At 66.2% G+C, this 26856-nt stretch carries 26 protein-coding genes; 16 read left to right on the plus strand and 10 right to left on the minus strand.

Annotated features, from left to right (window positions below; all coding sequences use genetic code 11):
- Positions 1 to 95: 95 nt before the first annotated feature.
- On the minus strand, positions 96 to 596 hold the full coding sequence (locus K3F48_RS15540) for a DUF2165 family protein (protein WP_222576343.1): 501 nt from the start codon (positions 594 to 596) through the stop codon (positions 96 to 98).
- Positions 597 to 718: 122 nt separating this feature from the next.
- Here K3F48_RS15540 and K3F48_RS15545 point away from each other — a divergent pair, with 122 nt between their 5' ends.
- The 5 genes from K3F48_RS15545 (at position 719) to K3F48_RS15565 (ending at position 5960) form a co-directional block, all read left to right on the plus strand.
- Positions 719 to 1006: a YciI family protein gene (locus K3F48_RS15545; RefSeq protein WP_222576344.1), complete on the plus strand. Its 288-nt coding sequence runs from the start codon at positions 719 to 721 to the stop codon at positions 1004 to 1006.
- Positions 1006 to 1416 (plus strand): EVE domain-containing protein, encoded by a 411-nt coding sequence (locus K3F48_RS15550; protein WP_222576345.1) that lies wholly within the window; start codon positions 1006 to 1008, stop codon positions 1414 to 1416. The genes K3F48_RS15545 and K3F48_RS15550 overlap by 1 nt, the downstream gene beginning before the upstream one ends.
- 235 nt (positions 1417 to 1651) lie before the next feature.
- Entirely contained in the window at positions 1652 to 2614 is a 963-nt protein-coding gene (mdh, locus tag K3F48_RS15555) for a malate dehydrogenase (protein ID WP_222576346.1), read from the plus strand.
- A 70-nt stretch (positions 2615 to 2684) separates the two neighbouring features.
- Complete coding sequence (sucC, locus tag K3F48_RS15560; protein WP_222576347.1) at positions 2685 to 3884, plus strand: ADP-forming succinate--CoA ligase subunit beta; 1200 nt, start codon at positions 2685 to 2687, stop codon at positions 3882 to 3884.
- Between the two features lie 270 nt (positions 3885 to 4154).
- Positions 4155 to 5960 (plus strand): tetratricopeptide repeat protein, encoded by a 1806-nt coding sequence (locus K3F48_RS15565; RefSeq protein WP_222576348.1) that lies wholly within the window; start codon positions 4155 to 4157, stop codon positions 5958 to 5960.
- 67 nt (positions 5961 to 6027) lie between these two features.
- On the opposite strand, the gene K3F48_RS15570 is transcribed toward K3F48_RS15565, so the two are convergent.
- The 3 genes from K3F48_RS15570 to K3F48_RS15580 all read right to left on the minus strand — a co-directional run bounded on the left by K3F48_RS15570 (position 6028) and on the right by K3F48_RS15580 (position 8876).
- A complete protein-coding gene (locus K3F48_RS15570; protein ID WP_222576349.1) occupies positions 6028 to 7656 on the minus strand; it encodes a CTP synthase in 1629 nt (542 codons plus the stop codon).
- Between the two features lie 114 nt (positions 7657 to 7770).
- On the minus strand, positions 7771 to 8292 hold the full coding sequence (gene secG / locus K3F48_RS15575; RefSeq protein ID WP_222576350.1) for a preprotein translocase subunit SecG: 522 nt from the start codon (positions 8290 to 8292) through the stop codon (positions 7771 to 7773).
- A gap of 116 nt (positions 8293 to 8408) precedes the next feature.
- Complete coding sequence (locus tag K3F48_RS15580; RefSeq protein WP_222576351.1) at positions 8409 to 8876, minus strand: hypothetical protein; 468 nt, start codon at positions 8874 to 8876, stop codon at positions 8409 to 8411.
- 295 nt (positions 8877 to 9171) lie between these two features.
- Here K3F48_RS15580 and leuB point away from each other — a divergent pair, with 295 nt between their 5' ends.
- The 4 genes from leuB (at position 9172) to K3F48_RS15600 (ending at position 11412) form a co-directional block, all read left to right on the plus strand.
- Complete coding sequence (gene leuB / locus K3F48_RS15585) at positions 9172 to 10281, plus strand: 3-isopropylmalate dehydrogenase (RefSeq protein ID WP_222576352.1); 1110 nt, start codon at positions 9172 to 9174, stop codon at positions 10279 to 10281.
- 91 nt (positions 10282 to 10372) lie between these two features.
- Positions 10373 to 10654, plus strand: coding sequence for a type II toxin-antitoxin system RelE/ParE family toxin (locus tag K3F48_RS15590; RefSeq protein ID WP_222576353.1), 282 nt, complete (start codon positions 10373 to 10375; stop codon positions 10652 to 10654).
- A gap of 68 nt (positions 10655 to 10722) precedes the next feature.
- A complete protein-coding gene (locus K3F48_RS15595) occupies positions 10723 to 11004 on the plus strand; it encodes a HigA family addiction module antitoxin (protein WP_222576354.1) in 282 nt (93 codons plus the stop codon).
- 111 nt (positions 11005 to 11115) lie between these two features.
- Entirely contained in the window at positions 11116 to 11412 is a 297-nt protein-coding gene (locus tag K3F48_RS15600) for a type II toxin-antitoxin system HicB family antitoxin (protein WP_222576355.1), read from the plus strand.
- A gap of 35 nt (positions 11413 to 11447) precedes the next feature.
- Here K3F48_RS15600 and K3F48_RS15605 read toward each other — a convergent pair whose 3' ends face one another.
- The 3 genes from K3F48_RS15605 to K3F48_RS15615 all read right to left on the minus strand — a co-directional run bounded on the left by K3F48_RS15605 (position 11448) and on the right by K3F48_RS15615 (position 16869).
- A complete protein-coding gene (locus K3F48_RS15605; protein ID WP_222576356.1) occupies positions 11448 to 12374 on the minus strand; it encodes a DUF5655 domain-containing protein in 927 nt (308 codons plus the stop codon).
- Between the two features lie 150 nt (positions 12375 to 12524).
- The gene (ftsH, locus tag K3F48_RS15610) at positions 12525 to 14438 is read right to left on the minus strand and encodes an ATP-dependent zinc metalloprotease FtsH (RefSeq protein ID WP_222576357.1); all 1914 of its coding nucleotides are present in this window, start codon (positions 14436 to 14438) and stop codon (positions 12525 to 12527) included.
- Between the two features lie 178 nt (positions 14439 to 14616).
- Positions 14617 to 16869 (minus strand): tetratricopeptide repeat protein, encoded by a 2253-nt coding sequence (locus K3F48_RS15615; protein ID WP_222576358.1) that lies wholly within the window; start codon positions 16867 to 16869, stop codon positions 14617 to 14619.
- A 349-nt stretch (positions 16870 to 17218) separates the two neighbouring features.
- On the opposite strand from K3F48_RS15615, the gene K3F48_RS15620 reads away from it, so the two are divergent.
- The gene (locus K3F48_RS15620) at positions 17219 to 17809 is read left to right on the plus strand and encodes a hypothetical protein (protein WP_222576359.1); all 591 of its coding nucleotides are present in this window, start codon (positions 17219 to 17221) and stop codon (positions 17807 to 17809) included.
- 77 nt (positions 17810 to 17886) lie between these two features.
- Positions 17887 to 18360 (plus strand): CYTH domain-containing protein, encoded by a 474-nt coding sequence (locus K3F48_RS15625; protein ID WP_222576360.1) that lies wholly within the window; start codon positions 17887 to 17889, stop codon positions 18358 to 18360.
- Between the two features lie 130 nt (positions 18361 to 18490).
- On the opposite strand, the gene K3F48_RS15630 is transcribed toward K3F48_RS15625, so the two are convergent.
- Positions 18491 to 18766 (minus strand): hypothetical protein, encoded by a 276-nt coding sequence (locus K3F48_RS15630; protein WP_222576361.1) that lies wholly within the window; start codon positions 18764 to 18766, stop codon positions 18491 to 18493.
- A 297-nt stretch (positions 18767 to 19063) separates the two neighbouring features.
- Between K3F48_RS15630 and K3F48_RS15635 the strand changes: the two genes are divergently transcribed.
- Positions 19064 to 20290, plus strand: a complete 1227-nt coding sequence (locus tag K3F48_RS15635; RefSeq protein ID WP_222576362.1) for an FAD-dependent oxidoreductase — start codon at positions 19064 to 19066, stop codon at positions 20288 to 20290.
- Here K3F48_RS15635 and K3F48_RS15640 read toward each other — a convergent pair.
- Both K3F48_RS15640 and K3F48_RS15645 read right to left on the minus strand, forming a co-directional pair.
- Positions 20271 to 21251: a PQQ-binding-like beta-propeller repeat protein gene (locus K3F48_RS15640; RefSeq protein WP_222576370.1), complete on the minus strand. Its 981-nt coding sequence runs from the start codon at positions 21249 to 21251 to the stop codon at positions 20271 to 20273. The genes K3F48_RS15635 and K3F48_RS15640 overlap by 20 nt on opposite strands.
- Positions 21252 to 21295: 44 nt before the next feature.
- Positions 21296 to 21847 carry an SRPBCC family protein gene (locus K3F48_RS15645; protein WP_222576363.1) on the minus strand — a complete coding sequence of 184 codons (552 nt, stop codon included), beginning with the start codon at positions 21845 to 21847 and terminating at the stop codon, positions 21296 to 21298.
- A gap of 122 nt (positions 21848 to 21969) precedes the next feature.
- Between K3F48_RS15645 and K3F48_RS15650 the strand changes: the two genes are divergently transcribed.
- The 4 genes from K3F48_RS15650 to K3F48_RS15665 all read left to right on the plus strand — a co-directional run bounded on the left by K3F48_RS15650 (position 21970) and on the right by K3F48_RS15665 (position 26718).
- The gene (locus K3F48_RS15650; protein ID WP_222576364.1) at positions 21970 to 22395 is read left to right on the plus strand and encodes a hypothetical protein; all 426 of its coding nucleotides are present in this window, start codon (positions 21970 to 21972) and stop codon (positions 22393 to 22395) included.
- 75 nt (positions 22396 to 22470) lie between these two features.
- Entirely contained in the window at positions 22471 to 22971 is a 501-nt protein-coding gene (locus K3F48_RS15655) for an RNA polymerase sigma factor (RefSeq protein ID WP_222576365.1), read from the plus strand.
- 96 nt (positions 22972 to 23067) lie between these two features.
- Positions 23068 to 24009 (plus strand): FecR family protein, encoded by a 942-nt coding sequence (locus K3F48_RS15660; RefSeq protein ID WP_222576366.1) that lies wholly within the window; start codon positions 23068 to 23070, stop codon positions 24007 to 24009.
- Positions 24010 to 24165: 156 nt separating this feature from the next.
- Positions 24166 to 26718 (plus strand): TonB-dependent receptor, encoded by a 2553-nt coding sequence (locus K3F48_RS15665; protein ID WP_222576367.1) that lies wholly within the window; start codon positions 24166 to 24168, stop codon positions 26716 to 26718.
- The last annotated feature ends 138 nt before the right edge of the window (positions 26719 to 26856 follow it).

Raw genomic sequence — 26856 nt, forward strand, 5'->3', positions numbered from 1 at the left:
AGATGCGCGAAAGGCTTTATCGCGGCGACAAATGTAGAAAATGAGAAATGGGCGCGTCAAACGAGATAGATTGGACGCTTTCCAAACAAACCGGCTCAGGCAGGCTCGTCGCGCGGCTCCGGCGTCGCCAGCAAGACCAGCACGAAACCGAGAGACAGAAGGAAACGAAAGGCGGGCTGCTGAAAGTTCCAATCGGCCGAGCGCCACATCTGCAGCCATTCCCCGCCGACGATCATGAAGCCGAAAAAATAGAGGAGGACGCCGAGCGTGAGGCCCGCGGCGGCCGGGCCCTTGGCGCCCTCGAAGGCCGCGGCGCTCCCCCCGCGCGCGACGAAAAGCCGCTGCGCGCCGAACAGGCAGAGGGCGCCATAGGCAAGCTCGACGGCGATGATCGCGGCGTAGAGCAATCGGCGGAGCGTGTCGGAGACGATCGCGCGCGCCATCATCGATTCGCCGGCGCCGGTCGTGTCCATCGACGCGACATGTCGCACAACCTCGAAATTCGTCGCATAATCGAGAATATTGTCGACGCCGGTGAGAAGGCCGAGCAGGCCCGCGCAGGCGACGAGGAGTATTTTCGACAGGCGCAGCGTCATAGCCGCCAGTCTATGCGGCTCGTCGGCCGGAAGGAAGCGCGGGTGCAAGGAAGCGCGGGTTGACCGCGCCGGCGCCGTCTGAAACAGTGCCGGCGTCTCCCCGCATTTTCCGAGGTTCCCCGTTGCTGTTCGTCGCCCTCTGCCAGGACAAGCCCGATCATGTCGCCCTGCGGCTCGCCACGCGCGAGGCGCATCTCGCCTTTCTGGCCGAACATGCGACGCAGGTAAAGCTCGGCGGCGCCTTTCTCGACGCCGCCGGCGAGAAGCCGCTCGGCTCGATGCTGATCGTCGAGGCGCGGGACGCGGCGGCGGCGCGGGCGCTGCTCGCGCGCGATCCTTACGCCCTCGCCGGCCTGTTCGTCAGCGTCGAGGTCAAGCCCTGGCGCCGCGCCGTGGGAGCCGAGCTCTGATGGCGCATTGGCTGTTCAAGAGCGAGCCCTCGACCTGGTCCTGGGACCAGATGGTCGCGGCGGGCGCGGAAGGCACCTTCTGGAACGGGGTGCGCAACCATCTCGCCAAGCAGCAGCTGATGGCGATGAAGCTCGGCGAGCGCGGATTCTTCTATCATTCCAACGCCGACAAGGCGATCGTCGGAATCGTCGAGGTGATCCGGACCTATTATCCCGACCACACGGATCAAACCGGCAAATTCGGCATGGTCGATGTGAAGGCCGCGGAGCCGCTGAAGACGCCGGTCACGCTGGCGCAAATCAAAGCCGAGCCGCGGCTCTCCGCCATGGTGCTGGTCAATAACTCCCGCCTCTCGGTGCAGCCGGTGACCGAAGCGGAATGGGAGCTGATCCTGTCGATGGCGGGGTGACGCGCGCCCGCGCGGAGATTTCTCACCGCGCCATTCACCGCGGTATTTCTCGACTTGTTTGTTCGGCGGTCACGCGCAGCGCGGCGGAGAGTCGAGCAGCCGCGCTGCCGGCGCGGCGCCTCTGCGCCCTGCTCAATTTTCGTGCGAAAGCCAGTCCAGGGCGAGTCCCCGTCTTTTCAGACGTGGAAAAGCGCGCTAGCACTGTTTTTCGCGACGCTCGCCCATAGGAGAAACGATGGCGCGCAAGAAAATCGCATTGATCGGCGCCGGACATATCGGCGGCACTCTGGCTCATCTCATCGGCCTCAAAGAACTCGGCGACGTCGTATTGTTCGACATCGCGTCGGGAGTGCCGCAGGGCAAGGCGCTCGACCTCGCCCAGTCCTCGCCGGTCTCGGGCTTCGACGCCGCTATTTCGGGCGCGGATGATTATGCCGCCATCGCCGGGGCCGATGTCGTCATCGTCACCGCCGGCGTGCCGCGCCAGCCGGGCATGAGCCGCGACGACCTCCTGAGCGTCAACCTCGGCGTCGTCTCGAAGGTCGGCGCCGGCATCAAGACCTATGCGCCGGACGCTTTCGTCATCTGCATCACCAATCCGCTCGACGTCATGGTCTGGGCGCTGCAGAAAGTGTGCGGCCTCCCCCCCGCCAAGGTCGTCGGCATGGCCGGCGTGCTCGATTCGGCGCGCTTCCGCTATTTCCTCGCCGAGGAGCTGAACGTCTCGGTCGAGGATGTCAGCGCCTTCGTGCTCGGCGGGCATGGCGACGACATGGTGCCCTCGGTCCGCTACTCGACCGTGGGCGGCATCCCCCTGCCCGATCTCGTCGCCATGGGATGGACGACCCAGGCCCGGATCGACGCCATCGTCGAGCGCACGCGCAAGGGCGGCGGCGAGATCGTCTCCCTGCTCAAGACGGGCTCCGCTTATTATGCGCCGGCCGCCTCGGCCATCGCCATGGCCGAGAGCTATTTGAAGGACAAGCGCCGCGTGCTGCCCTGCGCCGCCTATCTCTCGGGACAATATGGCGTGCAGGATCTCTATGTCGGCGTGCCGGTGGTGATCGGCGCCCATGGCGTCGAGCGCGTCGTCGAGATCAACCTCGACACCGCCGAGCAGCAGATGTTCGCCAAATCCGTCGCCTCGGTGCGCTCGCTCATCGCGGCGAGCAAGGCGCTGGACCCGGCGTTCGCTTGAGACCCGCGCGCGCCCGCGCGGAGGTTCGACGCATATCGCGACCAATATCGCATTCAGGATCGAGCAAGAGATGAACATCCACGAATATCAGGCCAAAGCGATTCTGCGTGAGTTCGGCGCCCCGGTCGCCGCTGGAACGCCCGTGTTCGAGGCGGGCGAGGCGCGCCAGGCGGCGCTGTCGCTGCCGGGCCCGGTGTTCGTGGTGAAGGCGCAGATTCACGCGGGCGGCCGCGGCAAGGGCAAGTTCAAGGAGGCGTCCGCGGGCGACAAGGGCGGCGTGCGCCTCGCCCGCTCGCCGGAGGAGGTCGAGACCTTCGCCAAGGAGATGCTCGGCGCCACGCTGGTCACCGTGCAGACCGGCGAGACCGGCAAGCAGGTCAACCGCCTCTATATCGAGGACGGCGCCGATATCGCGCAGGAGTTCTACCTCTCTCTGCTCATCGATCGGGCCTCATCGCGCATCTCCTTCGTCGTCTCCACCGAGGGCGGCACGGATATCGAGGCCGTCGCCCATGCGACGCCGGAGAAGATCGTGACCTTCTCCGTCGATCCGGCGACTGGAATCATGCCGCATCACGGCCGCAAGGTCGCCGACGCGCTCGGCCTGAAGGGCGCGCTGGTGAAGGAGGCGGTCGACCTCACCGAGAAGCTGTTCTCCGCCTTCCTCGCCAAGGACATGGAGCTGCTCGAGATCAATCCGCTGATCGTCACCAGGGACGGCCGCCTGCGCTGCCTCGACGCCAAGATCTCCTTCGACGACAACGCGCTCTATCGCCATCCGGACGTCGTCGCCCTGCGCGACAAGACCGAGGAGGACGAGAAGGAGATCGAAGCCTCCAAATATGAGCTCGCCTATATCGCGCTCGACGGCACGATCGGCTGCATGGTGAACGGCGCCGGCCTCGCGATGGCGACGATGGACATCATCAAGCTCTATGGCGAGAACCCGGCCAATTTCCTCGACGTCGGCGGCGGCGCCGGCAAGGAGAAGGTGACCGCGGCGTTCAAGATCATCACCGCCGACCCCAAGGTGAAGGGAATTCTGGTCAATATTTTCGGCGGCATCATGCGCTGCGACGTGATCGCCGAGGGCGTCATCGCCGCGGTGAAGGAGGTGGGCCTCGCCGTGCCGCTGGTCGTGCGGCTCGAGGGCACCAATGTCGAGCTCGGCAAATCGATCCTCGCGGCCTCCGGCCTCGATGTGATCGCGGCCGACGACCTCGACGACGCGGCGCAGAAGATCGTCGCCGCCGTGCGCGGGCGCGGCTGACAGCCGCTCCCGGCGCGCCGGGACCACGGCCTCTAGAGCGCTTTCCGATCGAACGGAATCGTTCGATCGATCAGAATTCGCTCAAAAAGAAAGAACCCTAGAGCCTTATCCGTCCAATTGGATCGGATAAGGCTCTCGGCTCCGGCGGCGGGAATATTCGCACTTGCGAGGATGGCCCAAAACGGCCATCTTCCCTCACGATGGTGACGCTGCGGGGCGCAGTGTGAGGCGAATCGGCGCCGCTCCGGCCGCTTGCGGGAAACACAGCACGTGAAAAAATCCTTTTCGCTTCAGGCGCCCGCGCGGCGTGGCGCCCGCGGCTTCTCGACCCGCGCGGCGGCCGTCGCGGCTTTTTGCATCTTGTCTTTCGGCGACCCCGGCTTCGTCGGCAAGGGCTTCGCCCATGCGCGCGAAAGCCTCCTCTCGATCGCGACGCCCTTCGAGGTCGGCGCGAGCGCGTCCGGCAATTATCTCGCCGCCATCGTCGCCGGCGCCGAGCGCGACACACACGCCGCCTCCACCTTCTTCCGCGAGGCGCTCCGCGACGATCCGCGCAATCGCGAGCTGACCGAGCGCGCCTTTGTCGCCGCGCTCGCCAATGGCAATATGGCCGAGGCCTTCGACCTCGCCGCGCGCGTCGCCTCCTACGACAAGAAGAACGGGCTCGCCAATCTCGCGCTCGGCGTCGAGGGCATCAAGACCAGGAAATATGCGAAAGCGAGGGCGGCGCTGGCCAAGGGCGGGCTCGATCGCAAGCATGACGTGACCTCCACCCTGCTGACCGCCTGGGCCTATGCCGGCGCCGGCGACACCCGGCAGGCTCTGCAGACCGCCGATAAGCTCAAGGAAGACCCCTTCTCGGTCTTCCGCGACTATCACGCTGCGCTCATCGCCGACCTCGCGCCGAACGCCAGGGCCGAGGCGGAGAAGCGCTTCAAATCCGCCTATGGCTCCGAGCGCAATACGTTGCGGCTCGTCGACGCCTATGGGCGCTTTCTCGCTCGGCGCGGCAGCCGCGAGGAAGCGCGCCGCGTCTATCGCGCTTTCGACGATCTCTCCCCGCGCCACCCGATCGTGACCGCGGCGATCGCCGATATAGACGCCGGCAAGCCCTTCTCCCCGCTCGTCCGCACTGCGGAGGAAGGCGCCGCCGAGGTGCTCTACGGCCTCGGCGCGATCGGCGGCCGCCAGGGCGACGAGCTCGCGTCGCTGGTCTATTTGCGCCTCTCGCTGTTCCTCGCGCCCGACAATTCGCTGGCGACGATCACGCTCGCCGACATTTACGAGCGGATGAAGCAGGAGGCGATCGCCATCGACCTCTACGACAGCGTGCCGAAAGCCGATCCGCTGCGCATCAACGCCGACGTGCAGGCGGCGCTGCTGCTGGAGACGCTCGGCCGCACCAAGGACGCGACCGACCATCTGCAATCGGTCATCGCCCAGCATCCCAAGGATCAGGAGGCGCTGACGGCGCTCGGCAACATCCAGCGCTCGCGCAAGCTGTTTGCGGAGGCTGCGGACACTTACGCCAAAGTCCTCGCGCTGCAGCCGCAGCAGGACCGCAGCCAATGGCTGATCTACTACTACCGCGGCATCGCCAATGAGCGGCGCAAGAACTGGAGCCAGGCCGAGGGAGACCTCAAAAAGGCGCTGGAACTCTTCCCCGACCAGCCGCTGGTGCTGAACTACCTCGGCTATTCCTGGGTCGATCAGGGCCTCAATCTGGACGAGGCCTTCCGCATGCTGCGCCGCGCCGTCGATCTGCGCGCCCGCGACGGCTATATCGTCGACAGCCTGGGCTGGGCCTATTACCGACTCGGCCATTATGAGGACGCGGTCCGCGAGCTCGAGAAGGCTGTCGATCTGAAGCCCTCCGATCCGGTGATCAACGATCACCTCGGCGACGCCTATTGGCGGGTCGATCGCAAGCTCGAGGCGCGCTTCCAGTGGAATCACGCGCGCGACATGAATCCGGACCCCGACGATCTGCCCAAGATTCTCGAGAAGATCGACAAGGGCCTCAGCGACGCCTCCCATCCCGTCGCCAGCGACCAGACCAAGAAGAACGGCGGCTGACGAGGAGTTCTTCCTTCTCCCGCAAGCGGGAGAAGGGCGCGCGGCGAGATTTCTGCTTAAAAATTCCTCACACCAGCCGGCTCTGCGCCTTGGCCGCTTCGATGAAGCTCGCGAACAGCGGATGCGGATCGAAGGGCCGCGACTTCAGCTCAGGGTGATATTGCACGCCGATGAACCAAGGGTGCTCCGGGATCTCGACCGTCTCCGGCAGCAGCCCGTCCGGCGACATGCCCGCGAAAGAAAGGCCATGCGCCTCGAGCCGCTCGCGATAGGAGGAGTTCACCTCGTAGCGATGGCGATGGCGCTCGGAAATATCCTGCTTTCCGTAGATTTTCGCGATGCGGGAGCCGGGCTTCAGATGCGCCGGATAGGCGCCGAGCCGCATGGTGCCGCCCATGTCGCCGCCCGCCGCGCGCTGCTCCAGCTCATTGCCGCGCAGCCATTCGGTCATGATGCCGACGACCGGCTCCTCGCACGGGCCGAATTCGGTGGAATTGGCCTTGTCGATTCCGGCGAGCGCGCGCGCCGCCTCGATCACCGCCATCTGCATGCCGAAGCAGATGCCGAAATAGGGAACCCGCCTTTCGCGCGCAAAGCGCGCCGCGAGAATCTTGCCCTCGGCGCCGCGCTGGCCGAAGCCGCCCGGCACCAGAATGCCGTGCACATGCTCGAGATGGGCCGCCGGATCGCTGGTCTCGAACACTTCCGATTCGATCCAGTCGAGCCGCACCTTCACGCGATTGGCGATGCCGCCATGGGCGAGCGCCTCGATCAGGCTCTTATAGGCGTCCTTCATACCGGTATATTTGCCGACGACGGCGATGGTCACCTCGCCTTCCGGATTGTTGACGCGCTGCGTCACCGCATTCCAGCGGCTCATATCGGGCTTGGGCGCCGGATCGATGGCGAAGGCGGCGAGCACCTGCGCGTCGAGCCCGGCGGCGTGATAGGCGCGCGGAACGTCATAGATATGCGCGGCGTCGCGCGCCTCGATCACCGCGCTCTCGCGCACATTGCAGAAGAGGCCGAGCTTGCGGCGCTCCTCGCGAGGAATCTCGCGGTCGGTGCGGCAGAGCAGAATATCCGGCTGAATGCCGATCGAGCGCAGCTCCTTGACCGAATGCTGCGTCGGCTTGGTCTTCACCTCGCCGGCGCTCGGAATATAGGGCAGCAGCGTCAGATGGATGTAGACGCAATGCTTCTCCGGCAGCTCATTGCCGAGCTGGCGGATCGCCTCGAAGAAGGGCAGCCCCTCGATGTCGCCGACCGTGCCGCCGATCTCGATCAGCGCGAAATCGACATGGTCATTGCCGTCGAGGACGAACTCCTTGATGGCGTTGGTGACATGGGGAATGACCTGGATGGTCGCGCCGAGATAATCGCCGCGCCGCTCCTTGGCGATGATGTCCTGGTAAATGCGCCCGGTCGTCACATTGTCTTGGCGGCAGGCCGGACGTCCGGTGAAGCGCTCGTAATGGCCGAGATCGAGATCGGTCTCGGCGCCGTCGTCGGTGACGAAGACCTCGCCGTGCTGATAGGGGCTCATCGTCCCCGGATCGACATTGAGGTAGGGGTCGAGCTTGCGCAGCCGCACAGTGTAGCCGCGCGCCTGCAGCAGCGTGCCGAGCACTGCGGACGCCAAGCCTTTGCCGAGTGAAGAGACCACGCCGCCGGTGATGAAGATGTACCGCGCCATGGGGCCCTACGCTTAGCGCCTTCCCGACCGATTCGGAAAAGGTTTTTTTTCGTGAGTCGGGCTTTTCCCCGGCTCACGTTCGCATTTTCGTCGCCGCCGCCCGGCAGGATCGCCTTACTTCGGCTCGGTCGCGGGCGCCTTGTCGGCGCCGCCCTCGGAGGATTTGGCCTCGGGCGCCTTCGCCTCCGGCTCCTTGGCGGGCTCGTCGGCCGGACGCAGGGCCGGCGGCTCGGCGGCGGACGGCGCGCTCTGCTGCTGCGCGCGCTGCAGCTGCTCGAAGATGCTCTCTTTCTTCTCGCCCGGCGCGGCGGCTCCCGGCGCCGGCGGCTTCTGCGCGTCGGGCGTCGCCGGCGCATTCCCCGCGGGGACTTCCTTCAGCTCGATGATCTTGCCGGCGTCGAAGCCCTCGCCGCCACGCTCCCAGGCGGGCAGCACGGTCAGAATAATGCTGGTCAAGAAGAAGATCGCGCCGAGAATGCCGGTCGCGCGCGTCAACGCATTGGCTTGGCCGCGGCCGGTGAACAGGCCGCCGCCGCCGCCGATGCCGAGCGCTCCGCCTTCCGACTTCTGGTAGAGGATCAGCACGACGAGAGCCACCACCACCATGAGGTGGATCACGATGACGACCTGTTGCATGAACGGCTTTCTCCCGGCGCTCGGCTCCGCCCGCCCCGCGGCACGCGCATAGTCTCGACGCCGCGCCTTCTACACCATTTGCGCGGGCTGTGGGAAGGGGCGGGCGAAGCCCGCCATCAGTAGAAATTTCCGTCCTGGCCTTTCCAGCCCTTGGACGATTCGTCGAAGCGGGTCTCGTCCTTGAACTCGATCTTCGCGCCCGGCTCGATGTATTGCTTGTCCTTGACCTCCTGGTTGGAGACCGTCGTCGAAAAAAACGTGCTCGTGGCGCAGCCGGGCTTCACGGCTCCGGTCTCGTCCGGCCTGCATTCGAGATGCGCGCCCTTGGGGAAGGAGACGGTCGCGTCGAAATAGTACTCCACTCCCGCATGTCCGGCGCCTTCCACGTCGAGCCGCCAGAAGCGGGAGACCTCGAACTTTTCGACCACCGCATCGGGGTCGAACTTCTGCTTCACGCGATTCTCGAACACTTTGCGCGCGTTCTCGGCGGTCGGCTCGCAGGAGAACAGACAGAAGGCCTCGGCGCGGCTCCCCGCGAGCGAGGCCGCCAACAGCGCGGCCGCGAGAACATGGAATTTCGACATGTGCGTCTCCTCTTATTTTCTTGAATTATTCGCCACCCGAAAGGGTCTCCGCCTCGCCCGCCGGCCCGCGATGCGTCGTTCCCCGATCCATCGCAGGCTGCACGGTCGCCCCGCGAGCGGCAAGGGCCGCGGAAGCGGACAGATTGTCGCATGAGACGGCGGCCCGGGACCAGTGTTGCGTCGGCGCCGCGAGCGCCGTATTGACGGCCCGACCCCTTAAGAGCGCTTTCCGATCGAACAGATCCGTTCGATCGATCAGAATTCGCTCCAAACCAAAAAAGCTGGAGAGGATTTCATGGCCGCCTACAAGCTCCTTCTTCTTCCCGGCGACGGCATCGGCCCGGAGATCATGGCCGAGGCCGAAAAGCTCGTCGCTTTTCTGAGCGCGGCCGGCGTCGCCTCTTTCGAGACGGAGAAGGGTCTCGTCGGCGGCGCCGCCTATGACGCCCACGGCCAGGCGATCAGCGAGAGCGACATGGCCCTCGCGCAGAGCGCCGACGCCGTGCTGCTCGCCGCCGTCGGCGGACCGAAATGGGACGGCGTGCCTTATGACGTTCGCCCGGAGGCGGGCCTCTTGCGCCTGCGCAAGGATCTCGGCCTCTTCGCCAATCTGCGCCCGGCCATCTGCTATCCGGCTCTCGTCGACGCCTCCTCGCTGAAGCCCGATCTCGTCGACGGCCTCGACATCATGATCGTGCGCGAATTGACCGGCGGCGTCTATTTCGGCGAGCCCAAGGAGATCACCGATCTCGGCAACGGCCAGAAGCGCGGCGTCGACACGCAGGTCTACGAGACCTATGAGATCGAGCGAATCGCCCGCGTCGCCTTCGAGCTCGCGCGCACGCGCTCCAACAAGGTGACCTCCTCCGAAAAGGCCAATGTGATGAAGTCCGGCCTGCTGTGGCGCGAGGTGGTGACCGCTCTGCATGCGCGCGACTATTCCGATGTGAAGCTCGAGCATATGCTCGCCGACGCGCTCGGCATGCAGCTCGTGCGCCGGCCCAAGCAGTTCGACGTGATCGTCACCGACAATCTGTTCGGCGACCTCTTGTCGGATGTCGCCTCCATGCTGACCGGCTCGCTCGGCATGCTGCCCTCGGCCTCGCTCGGCGGAGCGGACGCGACGGGTCGGCGCAAGGCGCTCTATGAGCCGTGCCACGGCTCGGCTCCGGATATCGCCGGCAAGAGCCTCGCCAATCCGATCGCCATGATCGGCTCCGTCGTGATGGCGCTGCGCTATTCCTTCGGCCTCGGCGCGGCCGCCGACGCGGTGGACAAGGCGATCGCCGACGTCCTCGCCGCCGGCCTGCGCACCGCCGACATCGCCGGGCCGAACGACACGCCCGTGTCCACCAGCCAGATGGGCGACGCGATTGTGGCGGAGCTGAAGAAGATTTTGGGCTGAGGCCATCCGGCGCGCGAGCTTGCGATGGACGGGCTCGCGCATCGGCTCCGCCCCTTGACGATACGCAAAACGTATCACATAATACCGTCTCGTGATACAGGGCTTCGCCGACGGCGCGACCGAGCGTTTTTTCAAAATGGACGATTGTCCGGCGCAATGGCGACAGGTCGCCAAGGTCGCGGCGCGCAAGCTCGACATGCTCGATGCGGCCGTCGTTCTGTCCGACCTCCGCGCGCCGCCCGGCAGTCAGCTCGAGGCGCTGAAGCGCGACCGTCTCGGCCAGCACAGCATCCGCATCAATGATCGTTGGCGCATCTGCTTCGTGTGGACGGACCTAGGGCCGGATCGCGTCGAGATCGTCGACTATCATTGAAGGGAGTACCTCACCGGCAACGTCCTTTCCGGGCTTCCTCGCCCGGACCTCATTGAAGTGAGTTCGCGATGATCAGAATCACGTCCCATCCGGGCGATATCCTCGCCGAGGAGTTCATGAAGCCTCTCGGCCTGTCCGCCCGGGCGCTCGCGGAAACGCTCGGCGTGCCGGGCAATCGGATCAGCGACATCATGCGCGGACGCCGCGACGTCTCGGCGGACACGGCCATCCGGCTCGGACGCTATTTCGGAACCGATCCGCGCTTCTGGCTCAATCTCCAGGCGGCCTTCGATCTGTCGAAGGCCGAGGCCGAAAACGATTATTCCGGATTGCCGACACGGGCGGCTTAGACCTGCGACAGGCTCGTACCATGTGCGAGCCGTCGCCGCGCCGCTCTCTTCCCCTCATGGCAAAACGAATGAAACGCGCTATAATCGACCGTCTATGACACTGAGCGTCGCATGAAACCCTATATCGCCATCGTCCATCAGGAAGGCGACAGCGCCTATGGCGTGAGCTTTCCCGACGCGCCCGGCTGCTTCTCGGCCGCCGACGAGCTCGACGATCTGTTCGCCATGGCGACGGAGGCTCTGGAGCTGTGGGCCGAAGGAATGCGCGAGGACGGGCTGCCATTTCCCCCGACGCGCGATCTTTCGGAGATCAAGACCGATCCGCAATGGGCGGAGAGCTTCGAAGGAGCCGCCTTGGTCATCGCGATCGAAGCGCCATGGAACAAGTTCTCTCGCGCGGCTGAGTAGTCAGTCCTTCGGCCAACCGGTCCATATGAGAGCGCCTACGCGCTGTCGTAACTGCGTTCCATCAGCTGCTTTGCCTTTTCGAACGCGTCGAAGTCGGTAACGATTATTTCGAGGTCGCCGGTTCCGAAGTGACCGATGTCACGCACGTCGCGCGTGAAGCCCTGCTCGAGAACTATGCTGTCGGGGTCTACCTTCACAAAAATCTTGATGTGCCGAATCTGTGGCTTGACCTCGACGCACGCAAAATTTTTCAAGCGCCGGAACGCCACGTAATAGTCGAGCGTTTTGATTTGCACATCGTCGCCGAGCGCCAACAGGTAGGATTTGATCGCCTCATAAAGATCAACCAAGCCTTGGTCGGCGTCAGCAAGATATTGCGTAACGGTCTTTTGCTTCGAGCGCGACCGTTGTGATGAAGAGGTCGCTACATCAGCTTCGTCTGGGACTTCCCGAGCTGGACGTTCCGATGTCGAAGTCAGCAGCTCGAATAACAATAGCTCCTCACCGAATCGGCGATAACGGACCAGCTCGATATTTCGGTTCATCTGATTGACCGCATGGGCGTCATACTTCGTGAAATCACCTGCGATGCAGATCAGTCGAGGCGCCCCCCAATCTACCGACTTCGCTAGCTCCCGCCCATAGCGATCCAAAACAAGCCATTCGAAGTCACGTCGGTGGTCCATCAGCCAATCCAGATAAAACAGACCCTGATTTATTACATTCTCGTTGCTCGAGCGCTTGTACTCGACGATGACCGGCGAACCGTTCTCGTCGATCCCCATCGAGTCCATACGGCCGCCATTGGAGGTTGGATACTCGGACGCCAAAAATCGAACGCCCAGAAACGCCTCCATGTGCCGCTCGATGAGAGTCTGCAGAGATTTCTCGAGCGCTACAGCGCTGCCTCTGAGCTCGATGACTTCAGCTCCAACAGTACGAAACAGTTTGATATCACTCATTGCTGTGGCGCCTGAAAAAGCCGAGGCCGAAAGTCGAGAGCCCTCTCTACCCCCGCTCGACGAAACTCTCCAGCGCCATCTTTGGTCGGTCTTCCCTCTCGCCAGAATCTCACGGTTGCCGAAACATCACGCTTACAAAACGGCGAGCGCTCACCCCCCGCTCGCCAAGGAGCGCGAGCCTGAAGGCTCGCGGTCCGACGCGCTCGCCGAACGCCCGGCCTTCAGGCTCGCCTCCACCTCCGCCCGTATCGGCGCCAGCTCCTCCTCCACAAACGTCTCCTTGTCGAGCAGCCGCTGCGCTGAGGACTCATGCACGCTCGCGCACTCCTTCAAGATTCGCGTCGCCCGCGCGAACGCCTCATCGACGAGCTCGCGCACGGCGCGGTCGATGCGCGCGCTCGTCTCCTCGCTCGCTTCGGAGCGGCGCTGGCCGAGGTCGGCGACGTCGAGATAACGCGGCCGCTCGGCGATATAGGAGGCTTGGCCGACCGAGGGCTCCATGCCGTAGCGCGTCGCCATGGCGCGCGCCATTTCGGTGGCGCGCTGCAGATCGTCGGCGGCGCCGGTGGTCGCCTCGTGGAACACGACCATCTCGGCCGCGCGCCCGCCGAGCAGCACCGTCATGCGGTTCAGCAATTCGCTGCGCGTCATCAGATAGCGGTCCTCGGTCGGCGTCTGCATCGTATAGCCGAGCGCGCCAATGCCGCGCGGAATGATCGACACTTTCTTGATCGGGTCCATGTCCGGCAGCGCCATGGAGACGATCGCATGGCCCATTTCGTGATAAGCGACGATGCGCCGCTCGCGCGGATGCAGCAGGCGATTGCGCTTTTCCGGCCCGGCGATCACACGTTCGATCGCGGCGGTGAAATCCTCGGGCGTCACCGAAGCGCCGCGCCGCCGCGTCGCCAAGGTCGCCGCCTCATTGACGAGATTGGCGAGATCGGCGCCGGTGAAGCCCGGCGTCATCGCGGCGATCTCGCCCGGATCGACATCGGCGCCGAGCTTGATCTTCCGCAAATGCACTTTCAAAATCTCGACGCGCCCGGCCTTGTCTGGACGATCGACCGAAATCTGCCGGTCGAAGCGGCCGGCGCGCAGCAGAGCGGGATCGAGCACCTCCGGCCGATTGGTCGCCGCGAGCAGCACGACGCCCGAGGTCGGATCGAAACCATCGAGCTCGGCCAGCAGCTGATTGAGCGTCTGCTCCTTCTCGTCATGCCCGCCCGACAGCCCGGATATCCCCCGCGCGCGGCCGAGCGCGTCCAATTCGTCGATGAAGATGATGCAGGGCGCCGAGGCGCGCGCCTGGGTGAAGAGATCGCGCACGCGCGCCGCGCCGACGCCGACGAACATTTCGACGAATTCCGAGCCGGTGATCGAGAAGAAGGGCACGCCCGCCTCGCCCGCCACCGCGCGCGCCAGCAAGGTCTTGCCGGTGCCGGGCGGGCCGACCAGCAGAATGCCCTTGGGCACGCGCGCGCCGAGCCGGCCGTAAGTGGCAGGATCCTTCAGAAAGGCGACGATCTCCTGCAATTCCTCCTTGGCTTCGTCGACGCCGGCGACATCGGCGAAGCCGACCTTCACATCGGTCTCGACGAAAATCTTGGCTCGGCTCTGGCCGATCGACATCATCGAGCCGAGGCCCTGCGTCATGCGCCGCGACAGGAAGCTCCACACGAGAAAGAACAGCGCGATGGGCACGACCCACGAGAGCAGCGTCGTGATCCAGGTGTTCTCCATGACGCCGGAATATTTGACATTCGCCGCCTGCAGCTCGGCGGCGATATCCGGCGGCACGCGCACCGCGACGATCTGCTTGCGCCCGTCCGTCATCGGCTCCTTCAGCGTGGCGTGAACCAGCTGATCGCCGACTTGAACCGAGTCGATCTTGCTCTCGCGGAGCAGAGTCTGGAACTCGCTATAGGAAACGACCTCGGTCTGGCGATAGGCCGTCCACATCTGCTGCAGCATCAGGACGCCGATCAGCGCGAACAGCAGATAGGCGACGTTGAATCCCCAGCTCGCCTCTTTCTTCGGCTTTTCGTTTTGTGGCTTGGCCATGGTCGACGTCCCGTTCTCGCGACATCTCATCCCGAGCATATAGGCGCCGACGCGGGCTTATCCATATTCGAGAAGCGGGCGAATTGAGCGGGGGAAGGCGGGAGAGAGGGCGTCGGGTTCCTTCATTTTCATCGACGCGAGCCACTGGCGGCGTGATTCAGCCGATTTGAGCGAGCCGTCAGGCTCGCTCTTCGACCCCACTCGGTTCGGCTGACGCGAACCACTCGCCGCGCGCCGCTCTCTCGAGAAAGCCCTCGAGCGCGCGGATATAGTCCATGTCCTCGAAGGCCTTCGACTTGTTCTGCGCCATGAAGCGCGAGAGCGCCTCGCGCCGCGAGCCGTCGCGTCCGAGCGCGACGGCGATCTCGACGTAATCGTCGAGCGAGACGGCGATCGTCGCTTCGCAGCCGATGCGCCGCAGGATCGCCGCCGTGTGGCGCGCGCGCATGAAGCGTCCGGGAAGCGTGACGATCGGCCGATCCGCGGAAAGGCAATCGAGCGTCGACCGGCCGCCGGACCAGCCCGGCGTGTCGAGGATCACATCGCAAGCGCGCGCGGCGGCGACGAACATGTCCTGCGGCATTTGCGGCAGGATCACGCAATGATCCTCGGCGTCGAGCCCGGCGGCGGCGAAGGCGCGGCGAAGACGCTCGCGAAAGGCGCGCGTCACCTCCTCGCTCTTGGCGAAAGCGATGAAGAGGAATTTGCACGGGCCGAGCGCCGCGGCGATGCGCGGGAACACGCTGTCGTAGCGGGGATGATATTTGTAGAGCGCCTGGCCGGACCAGAACACCGGAACGCCGGGTGCGATTCCGAGCGCGGCGCGATCCAGCGCCGTGGGCGCGACCGGCTCGGGCGAGTAATGCAAGCCGAGATTGGGGAGACGGACCAGCCGCTCCGTATAGAAGCGCTCGGCGCCGTCGGGCTCCATCAGCTCGCTCGACAGGAAATAATCCATCGTCGGCATGCCGCTCGTCTCCGGCTGGCCCCAGGCCATGCATTGGACGGGAGCGAGGCGCTGGGCGGCGAGCCATCCGGCGACCGGGTCCATGCCGATCTCGGGATAGAGCAGCACATGAGGCGCGGCGTCGACGATCGCCTCCCGAAACGCCTGCGGCGTCGCCGGCTCGCGCGGAAACCGGTCGCATTGTTCCGCCGCGCGCCGCGTCTCGGCGTCCTCGATCTTGCCCGTATGAAAGCCGATCACCTCGAAGCGCGCGCGATCGAGTCGCGCGAGCCAACTGTCGAGAAAGAGGCGAAACACCGTATGGCGGCAGAAGAAGCCGCTGACGACGCCGAGCCGGACGCGCTCGCCCGGCGCCGGCCGCGCCGCGAGCGGCGCCGGCGGCAAGGCGCGCGCGAGAAGGCTGCAGGCGAATTCGCCATAGCGCCGTTGCAATGCGATGTCGTCCTCCCCCTGATAGGGCAGGAAGAAAGGCTGAGTCGTCGCGAGCGCCGGCGCGATCGTCGCGGCCGCCTGCTCGTCCTGCGCCGCGGCGACGAGGCGCTCGAGCGCGGCGGCGTAGCGCGCGCGCCGAATCGCGATCTCCGACGGCTCGGCGTAGACGATCGGCAGCTCGGCCATGCAGGCGGCGATGCGCGCCGCTCCGTGGCGCGCATCGGCAGCCGCGGCGGCTTCGTGGCGCGCGACCGCCTCGTCGGTCCGGCCCGAGAGATGGAGCAGGCAGCCGAGATTATAATGGGCGTCGGCAAAACGCGGATCGAGGGCCAGGGCCCGCTCATAGCAGGCGACGGAATCGGCCCAGCGGCCGAGCTCCTGCAAGGCCGCCGCGAGATTGTTCCAATAGCTCGGCTCGCCCGGCGCGAGCCGCGCCGCTTCCGCGAGCCGCGTCGCCGCCTCGGCCCAGCGGCCGCGCCGCATCAGCCAGCGGCCGTAATTGGCCTGGGCCTCGACGAGTCCCGGCGCGAGCCGCAGGGCGTTCGCAAAGGCCTCTTCCGCATCGCGCGCCGGGCCGGTCTCGGCGAGGAGATTGGCCAGATTGTACCAGATCTCCGGCCGCTGCGGGGCGCATTCGGCGGCGCAGCGGTAATGCAGGGCCGCCTCCTCCCGCAAGCCGAGCTCGTCGAGCGCGGTGGCGAGATTGCAGCGCAATTCCCCCGAGCGCGGACGCAGAGCGACCGCCGCGCGATATTCGCGAACCGCGTCCTCGCGGCGACCGAGCGCGCGAAACGCGGTCGCGAGGCTGTTGTGATGGATGGCTTGGCCCGGCGCCAGCGCCATCGCGCGGCCGATCATCTCCGCCCCGCTCTGCGCGGCGCCGCGCTCGACCGCGAGCAGGCCGAGCAGATGCAGGGTCTCGGCGTGCGCCGGCTCGGTGGAGAGAATGGTCCGATAGAGCGTTTCCGCTTCGTTCAGCCGCCCGGCCTCATGATGCGCGCGGGCGTCCTCGAAGGCGGCGTGGATCGTCATGAGCGCAGCAACCCGGTCGTTTGCACCAGCATCAGTCTCCCTCCGGCTCCGCCGCGCCCGCGCGCCGCTTCGCTCGAGCCGGAGCGCCATTCTCCCGCGCCAGCGTTTCTGGATGACTCTTCAGATATTTCCGAACCGTGAACCCGCGCGCATCCTCTTTCGGGCCGCCCGCGCTAAGTCTTTTGCGAAAGCCGCGGAAAGACCGGGCTGACGGATGTCTCTCGCCGCGAGCAGATTTCCGATGGCGCCGACGGGCGCGGCGTCGCCGATCGCGCGAAGGCCGCCGGCCTCGCGCGCAAGGTCGCGTTTCTGCGGCCGCTCATCTCGCGTCAAAGGTGAGGAGGTCCGCGTGAACGATCCTGCGAGCGACGCGCCACGCTGGGAATGGCGCATCTTCGGGGCCGATCTCGCCGCCCTGGAGGCGCGGCTCGGGACCCCGCTCGATGCGCCGCGACGCAGCGACGAAATCTATCTCTTGAACTCGGCGACGCCGCACAGCGCGAAAATTCGCAGCGGGGCGCTCGAGGTGAAGCGGCTGCTGCAGGTGGACGGGGACGGACTGGAATTATGGCGGCCCGCGTTTCGCGCCGAATTTCCGCTCGGCTCCGAGCATCTCGCGAGAGCCGCCGCCGCTCTGGCGCTTCACCCTCCCCCGCTGCGCGCGGCCTATGATCAGGACGGCTTCTTCACGGAGGTCGTCGCCGCCTGCCGCGCGCTGCGGCCGGTCTCCGTGCGCAAGGCGCGCCGGCGCTATACGTTCCGCGGCTGCGCGGCGGAGGCCGTGCGGGTGCAGATCGGCGCCGTTCCGCTCGACAGCGTCGCCGTCGAGAGCGCCGACCCGGCGCGACTTCGCGAGGCGCTGCGCGCGCTCGGCGTCGACGCGCGGCTCAATGTCAATTTTCCCAAGGGAGTCGAACGCGCGGTGGCGCTCGTGACCTGACGCGAACCACGCTCGACAGAGGGGCTTTCGGCTCTTCAGCCCGGGGGACGCAGGACCACGAGATGGAGGAACAAAGGATGGCGCTGGAGATCGAACGAAAATTCCTCGTGAACCGCGACCTCTGGCGGCCGCGCGACGACGGGACGGCCTTCCGCCAAGGCTATTTGTCGCGCGCCGAGGACCGCGTCGTGCGCGTGCGCGTCGCCGGCGGCGCGGCCTTTCTGACCGTCAAGGGACGAACCTCCGGCGTCGCCAGGAACGAATTCGAATATCCGATTCCGGTCGAGGACGCCGAGCAGATGCTCGATCGCCTCTGCGAGCGCCCGCTCGTCGAAAAGACCCGCTACGAGGAGAGCGTCGGCGGCCGTCTGTGGACGGTCGATGTGTTTCAGGGCGAAAATGACGGGCTGATCCTCGCCGAAATCGAGCTCGCGACCGAAAGCGAGAGCTTCGAGCGCCCCGCCTGGCTCGGCCGCGAAGTCTCCGGCGACCCGCGCTATTTCAACTCGGAGCTGTCGAAGAACCCATTCGGCTATTGGAAGGCGCCATGACGGCGCGCGCCGAGAGCGCTTTCCGATCGAACGGAATCGTTCGATCGATCAGAATTCGCTCCAAATAAAAAAAGCTGGACCAGTTTCCGATCCACTCGGATCGGAAACTGGTCCAGCCGGCGCGAGCGCCTCATCGACTGCGGCCGCGCCGCTCCAGCACCACCTCCGCCAGAGGCGCGGCGAGCGTCTGGCGAATGTCATGGTCGCCGGTGAACTGCAGCCAGCACATCGGCACGGATTCGTTGAGCTCGAAAAAAGAGATGACGAGGCAATCGGGCGGGAGGTCGCGGCGGCCGGCCAGGGTCTGCGCCTTCTTGTGCAGAGCGGGACGCATGCGCGCCCGTATCGGCAGCGCCCGCGAGAGATGCGCGCGCTCTTTCGCCTCGCTCCGCTCGGGTCGATTCATGATTTCAAAATCCCCTGAAAAAAACCGGTGGCTTGCGTCGACGAATTTGAAGCCTCTCGAGCGCGAGCCTTCAGGCTCGCTCAAATCAGCCGAATCATGCCGCTAGCCGCGCTTCGATGTCGCGCGCGCACCGCGGCGAATGGCCCAGCCACGCAGAAGCCACGATACGCGATGTTTTCTTTCATGGTCCTGTCGTGAGCGCCGGGAGTGAAAAATTCCCTCTCTTGCGGGGACTACTGACGGCGGCCTTGCCGAGCTTGGAAGAATCGCCGATCTTCGGCCCCGGGAGGCCGCCTCATGCAGAGAATCGAAACCACCTGCTGCGTCGTCGGCGGCGGACCCGCCGGGCTGATGGCCGGCTTTCTGCTCGCCCGCGCCGGCGTCGACACCGTCGTTCTCGAGAAGCACGCTGATTTCCTGCGCGACTTTCGCGGCGACACGATTCATCCTTCCACGCTCGAGGTGATGCACGAGCTCGGGCTGCTCGACGCCTTCCTGCGCCTGCCGCATCGCAAGGCCTATCAGCTCGCCGCCTCGATCGGCGACGAGAAGATCGTGATGGCGGATTTTCGCGGCCTGCCGGTGAAATGCGGCTTCGTCGCCTTCATGCCGCAATGGGACTTTCTCGATTTCATCGCCGGCGAGGCAAAGAAGCTGCCGAGCTTCCGTCTGCTGATGTCGACCGCGGCCGAAGGCCTCGTCGAGGAGAATGGGCGCGTCGTCGGTATAAGAGCGCTAGGGCCGGAGGGGCCGATCGAGATCAGATCACGTCTCGTCGTCGCCGCGGACGGGCGCGCCTCCACGGTGCGGGCGGCGGCGGGCCTCGCGGTCGAGGATCTCGGCGCGCCGATGGATGTGCTGTGGTTCAAGCTGCGGCGCGAGCCGGGCGATCCGGAGGAGAGCTTCGGCCGCATCGTGCCGGGCCTCATGCTGGCGATGATCGAGCGCGGCTCCTATTGGCAATGCGGCTATCTGATCCCCAAGGGCGGCGCCGCGGCGCTGCGCAGCGAGCCGATCGAATCATTCCGCGCGAAGATCGCCGCGACCGTGCCCTTTCTCGCGAGCCGGGTCGACGAGATCGCCGGCTGGAGCGACGTCAGCCTGCTGACCGTGCAGGTCAATCGCCTGCGGCAATGGAGCCGGCCGGGGCTCCTGTGCATCGGCGACGCCGCCCATGCGATGTCGCCGGTCGGCGGCGTCGGCGTCAATCTGGCCATTCAGGACGCGGTGGCGACGGCCAATATTCTCGCCGGACCGCTGCGCGAGGGACGGCTCACGGACGCCGATCTCCAAGCCGTGCAGCGCCGCCGCGAATTCCCCGCCCGCGCGACGCAGCGCCTGCAGCTCGTCATACAAAATCGCGTCATTCGCAATGTGCTCGCCGCCGATGCGCCGATCGAGCCGCCGCTGGCGCTGCGGCTGTTCGACCGCTTCCCCATCCTGCGGCGGCTGCCGGCGCGTCTCATCGGCCTCGGGATAAGGCCGGAGCATGTCGCCGACGCGGTCAGTTCATCGCGCGGATGAAGGCCCCGAAGGCGCGCGGCCCGTCGCCGGTCTTCGCCTTGCCGACCACCTGCAGGCTGTCGGCGGCGATCGACCAGAATTCATTGGTGAACCAATTGGCGACATAGACGGTCTTGCCGTCGCGGCTGGCGCCGATTCCTTCCGGATATTCGCCGACCTTCACCTCGCCCACGGGCGCGAGGGTCGAAAGATCGAAGACGCTGACCGCCTCCGCATATTGATCGGTGACGAAGCCGCGCCCCTGCGCCAGGGCGACGCAATAGGGGCGCTTGCCGACCTTCACCGTCGCGACCACGGCGCGCGTCGCCAGGTCGATGACGCTGACATCATCCGATTCGACATTGGCCGTATAGGCGCGCGCGCCGGCGGCGTCGATCGTCACGCCGAAGGGATGGCGCCCGACCTCGATCTCGCCGATCTTTTCGAAGGAGGCGGCGTCGACGAGCGCGATGCGATCGGCGTCGCGGAGGGAGACGAGGATCAGCCGCCCGTCCGGCGTCACCGCGACGCCCGAGGGCGTGACGCCGACATGGGCCGTCGCGACCACGGCGCCGGTCTCCGGATCGACCGCGAACAGGCGGCCGTCATACATATCGGCGACGAAGACGCGCCGGCCGTCCGGCGCGACCGCGAGGCCGAGCGGCCCGCCCTCGAGTGCGATGCGCCGCAGCGCGCGCCGCCCGCGCGCATCGATCACGGTGAGATATTTGCCTTCTGGGCTCGTCACATAAGCGCGGGCGCCGTCCGCCGAGACGGCGACGCCCGCCGGCTTGCCGCCGATGGCGAGCGTCGCGACCGGGCTCATCGTCGAAAGGTCGACGATGGTCACATCGCCGCTGCCCTGATTGGTCACGAAAGCCTCGTCGGCCGCCGCCGGCGCGGACAACGCCAGAGCGAGAGCGGCGGCTCGCGCCGCCGACCCGCGCCGGGACCGCGAGCCTCGGGGCTCGCCGCCAAGGATTCGAGCCTCGAGGCTCGCGGTCCGAGGGCTCGCCGGCCGAGCGATCACTTGCCGCTCTCGACCTTTTCCTTCAGCGCGGCGAGACCCGACTGGTAGAGCCCGGTGATCGCCTTGAGCGCCGCCTCGTCGGAGAGCTCCGGCGGCGGATCGTTGTTGGGATAGCCGCGATAGAAGGCGCCCTTCCACTCGACGACGCTCTTGTCGCCCTGCGGCTTCACCGTCAGCGTCGAGGAGTAGTTGTTGACCGGCAGCACCTTCACATCGACCTTCTCGATGCGATAGGCCTGCGAGAAGTCCTTGGCGTCATATTTGGTCAGCAGCTCGTCGATCTCGCCGCCGTTCTTCAGCGTGATGTGGCGAGTCGCCTTATTGGGCTCGTTGTCCCCGGTCCCCTCGGTCTTGGCGACGACCGGCAGCCAGCTCAGATCCTGAAAATTGCCGATCACGGCCCAGATCTTCTCGGCGGGCGCGGCGATCTCGATCGTTTCGGTGACTTTCTGGCGCGACGGGCCATGGGCGAAACCTGTCGACGGCGCGAGAGCCGCGAGCGACAGAGCCGCCAGGACGATTCCCCGGCGCGCGACGACGAACGACATTGGATTTCCTCCCGAAGCCATGCGGCGTCGATCACTGCCGCGGCGGCAAATAACTCCCGCAGACAGGCGCGCGTCAAGGGTTTCGGATCACAGGCGCCCTCGCCGAACCGGCGCCTCTCGAGATGAGCGAGGCCTTGACGGGCCGCCGCGGATTGTCGACTGTCGACATTATGGCGAAACCGAGGCCCTCGAGCGTTTGGTCGGCGCGCGCGCTGGTGGCGACCGTGCTCGCGGCCCTGCTGCAGCAGCTTCTCGTCCCCGGCTTCGCCGGCTACGCCTCCGGCGCGCCGACCGCATATTTCGCCGCCCTCTGCCATGCGGCGCAGAGCCGTGGCGACGCGCCGGCGCAGCCCGGTCCGACGCCCGGCCATTGCGCCTTCTGCCCGTGCCTCACTATCGTCGACGCCCTGCCGCCGACGGTCACGATGGCCGATGCGCTCGCGCCGCCTGTCGAATCCGCGGCCGCGCGGCTCTTCGGCGCCGAGGCGCCCGCTCCTCCCGCCGGCTGCGCCGCGGCTTGGTCGTCGCGCGCGCCGCCGCTCGCCTGAGCGCTCGAATCCTATCTATTCGACCTCCCCGCACGACAGGCGCCGCGACGCGGACGCCGGGCGACGCGAGCTGCGATGCCAGACGAGACTCCACCCTCCTTTCGCGAGCTGTTCCTGCGCCATCGGCGCGGCCTCTTCGATTATCTGCGCCGCCGGGTCGGTCCGGAGGACGCCTCCGACCTGCTGCAGGAGACCTTCGTGCGCGCGCTGCGGCGCGAGCGTTTCGAAATGGTCGACGATCCGCCCGCCTTCCTCAAGCAGATCGCCGTCAATCTCTCGCGCGACCTCGCTCGCCGCAAGGAGAGCGAGGCCAAATATTTCGTCGCCGGCGAGGACGCCGACGACGTCGTCGACCGCACGATCGCGCCGGACGATCTCTTCGATGCGAGCGAGCGGGCGCGCCGCTTCCTCGCCGCCGTCGAGGCGCTGCCGCCCAAATGCCGGCAGGCCTTCGTCCTGCGCCGCTTCGAGGATCTCTCCCACGACGAGATCGCCGCACGGCTCGGCGTCACCCGCAACATGGTGGAAAAGCATCTGCGGCTGGCGCTGGAGCGGCTGCGCGCCGCGCTCGATTGATTTTTCGCAAGGCGCGCCTCCTGTTTGGCGGCGGCGCGCGTCTTACTCTATGAAACGCCCGCGGCGCACGAATGAGGACCGGTCTCGGATCATCGCATGACGAAGGACGCCGCCGACATTGCCGAAACGGAGCGACGGCGCGCCGCCATCGCCTGGTGGACGCGGCTCGACGCCGGCGCGCCCTCCCCCGCCGAGCGCGCCGCATTCGCCGCCTGGCTCACGCGCGACCCCGCCAACAAGGCCGCCTTCGACGACATCTGCTGTCTCTGGGGCGATGTCGAGATCATCCGCCCGCAGGTCGCAGCGCCGGCGCCCGCACGGCGCCGCGCGGCGCTCCGGCGACCCGGCCGGAAGAGCGCCGCCGCCCTCGGCGTGGCCTGCGTCCTCTCCTTCGACGAGCTGTCGATCCGCTGGCGGGCGAATGCGCTGACGGGCGCCGCGGAAGTCCGATCGATCACGCTCGACGACGGCTCGCGCGTCGAGCTCGGGCCCGACACCGCCCTCGCCACCGATTTCTCCGGCGAGGAGCGGCGCCTCACGCTGCTGAGAGGCGAGGCCTATTTCACCGTGGCCCACGACCCGCTGCGCCCCTTCCGCGTGTCGGTTGCCGCCGGGGAGGTCACGGCGCTCGGCACGGCTTTCGACATTGCGATCCAGGGCGCACGCACCGAGGTGACGGTGACGCGGCACAGCGTGCGCGTCACCGGCGCCGGACCGAGCGTCGTCGTCGAGGCGGGCGGGCAGAGCGCCTTCGGCAAGGGCGTCGCGGCGGTCGCGCCCTATCCGGTCGACGCGGATCACGTCACCGCCTGGCGGCGCGGCAAGCTCGTCTTCGACGACAAGCCGCTCGGCGAGGTGGTCGCGATCCTCGCCCGCTATCATCACGGCTTCCTCATCATCGTCGATCCGTCGATCCGCAGCCGCCGCGTGACGGGCGTGTTCGAGACGCGCGATCCGCTCTCCGCTCTGCGCGCGATCGAGAAATCGCTCGGCTTGCGCGCCTATTCCTTCGGCTCCGTCGTGCTGCTCGGAGGATGAGGCCGCCTCGAGAAAAATAGTCGCGAGCCGACCTACTCGAATGACGGCGAGCCGCGTCCAACTCGATGAGGGCGAGACGAAGCCCTCGCGAAATCGAGGGGGATGCGGATGCGGGGCGTGGTCGCGAGAAGTATCGGATGCGTCAGAGGTGGATCGATGGGCGCGACGGCCCTGGTGACGGCGATGAGCGCCTTGGCGCTCGGCAGCGCCGACGACGCCCGTGCGCATGGGCAGCTGCCGCATGAGGACGTCGTCGAGATCGTCCGCTCCTATGAGATTCCCGCGGGGCGGATGTCGACCGCGCTCAACCGGCTCGCCGATGCGAGCGGCGTGCTGATCGTCTACGACGCCGCGCTGACGAGCGCGCTCACCACGCGCGGCCTCTCGGGCGTGCGCACGCTGAGCGCGGCGCTCGATGCGCTCCTCTCCGGCACGCGGCTCGGCTATGACGTCGCCGCCGACGGCAAGAGCGTGATGATCGTTCTCGCGCAGAACGACAAGGGGGTTCGCGGCGACGCCGGCGCGGAAACGCTGCCGGCGATCGACATCGGCGCCGAACAGAACGCGCCCGCCGCGCGCAATGGCGGCGGCCGCGGGCGCGGCGCCGGCGATCCCTCCCGCGAGACGGGCTATGCGCGCTCTTCGACCGCGAGCGCGACGCGAACGCAAACGCCGCTGATCGACACGCCGCAATCGGTTCAGATCGTGCCGCGCGAGGTCATTCGCGATCGGCAGATTCTCAACGTGCTGGAGGCGGTGCAGAACGTCTCCGGCGTGCAGGCCGACAATTCGGGAATCTTCTACGACAATTTCCTCATCCGCAGCTTCAGCAGCGGCTATGGACGCAGCTATCGCAACGGCCTGCGCGTCGATGGAACCGGCGGCACGGTCGACATGGCCTTCACCGATCGCGTCGAGGTGGTGAAAGGCCCCGCCTCCATGCTGTATGGGCGCATCGAGCCCGGCGGCTTCGTCAATGTCGTCACCAAGCGGCCGCAAGAGGATTTCGCGGCGACGCTCGACACGCAATTCGGCAGCTGGGGCGTCTCGCGCACCATCGCCGACATCACCGGCCCGGTCGACGCCGAGAAGACCGTGCTCTACCGGCTGATGGGCGTCTATGACCGCGCCGATTCCTGGGTGAATTTCGATCATCGGAACAATGGCGCGGCGGCGCTCTATCTCACCTTCCGTCCGACCGAGAATTTCGAAGCCAATGTGCAATTCGAGCACTATGAGCAGATGAAGTCGATCCGGCCGGGTCAGATTCCGGTCGCTCTGCTGTATGACGACTCCGGCAAGCCGGTCACCATTCCAGGCTTCAACGATCAGCCCGCCAAGCTTTCGAGACGCTATAATCAGGCGGACAACGAATACTACTCACAGTTTCCTTTTGTGGTCCATCGCACCGTCTACGCCTTCGACTGGACGTGGCGCTTCGCCGACAAATGGAAGGTGACCAACGCCTTTCACTATATCGACGCCCATGAGAATCAGAATGCGATCTTCACCTCGGGATTCGACGGCGTCACCGCGTCGCGCAGCTTCTATGTCGGCGTGGTGAAGCGCTATCAGCTGTCGACGAATCTCAATCTGATCGGCGAGATCGACACCGGCCCCGTCCATCACGAGCTCCTCGCCGGCGTCGACTGGTTCCATTATGGCGATGACTGGCCGAGCACGGGATGGCTGTCGTCGTTCCCGGCGTTGAACGTATGGGCGCCGTCCTATGGAGGGGTCGGACCGCTCATGCATTCGGTGGCCGACGCCGGCCGCGACAACACGCTCTTTGCGAGCCGCTGGCAGAATTTCGGCGCCTATGTTCAGGACCAGATCGGCTTCTTCGAGGATCGCGTGCATCTTCTGCTCGGCGGCCGCTACGACAAGGCCGAGGAGAGCTATGGCGCGACCTATGGCTCCGATTCGGCGAGCTGCTATCCGTTCTGCTCGCCCTATCCGATGCAGCGCAATCCGGACACGACGCCACTCTCGCCGCGCGTCGGACTGCTCGTCAAGGCCGACCCCGACACTTCGGTCTATGGCAGCTATTCCCGCTCCGCCGGCACCAACAACGGCCGCGGCGCCGCAGGCGACATGTTCGCGCCCGAACGCGGCCTGCAATGGGAGGTCGGCGTCAAGAAGCTGTGGATGGACGGCCGCCTGTCGACGAGCCTCGCTCTGTTCGACCTGCGCAAGAAGAACGTGCTGCAGGCCGATCCGTTCAACCCGGCTTTCTCCCTCGCGGTCGGCGAGGTGACGAGCCGCGGCGTCGAATTCGACGTCGCCGGCCAGCTGACCGAAAATCTGAGCGTCATCGGCAGCTACACCTTCAACTCGGTGAAGATCACCGACGACAATGACAATGGCAATGTCGGCAGGCGCTATTACGGCGCGGCGCCCAATGTCGGCAGCCTCTGGGCGAAATGGGACACGGCGCCCGGCGCGCGCGAGGGTTTCGAGTTCGGCGCCGGCTTCTATGCGATGGATCGCCGCTACGGCAGCAACGACAACAGCTGGTACATGCCGTCCTATGTGAAGTTCGACGCCATGGCCGCCTGGCGCACGGTGATCGCCGAACACGATGTCGCCTTCCGCTTCAATGTGAAGAACATCGGCGACGAGCGCTATTTCGAGAACAGCAACGGATACAACACGGCCGCCTATGGCGCGCCGCGCACCTTCCTCGGCCAGGTGAGCTTCAAATGGTGACGCCGCGGCCGTCATCGCATGCGCACATCTTGGAAAGCACAGCGCCGTCATGGCCGGGCTTGTCCCACGGCTGTCCGGTTCAAGATAGGCATAGTATTATCTCGTATTGGCGTGGGTCCGGCTTGTTATTCGGCGTCG

This window comes from Methylosinus sp. Sm6, assembly GCF_019802345.1.
In the GTDB taxonomy this organism is placed as follows: domain Bacteria; phylum Pseudomonadota; class Alphaproteobacteria; order Rhizobiales; family Beijerinckiaceae; genus Methylosinus.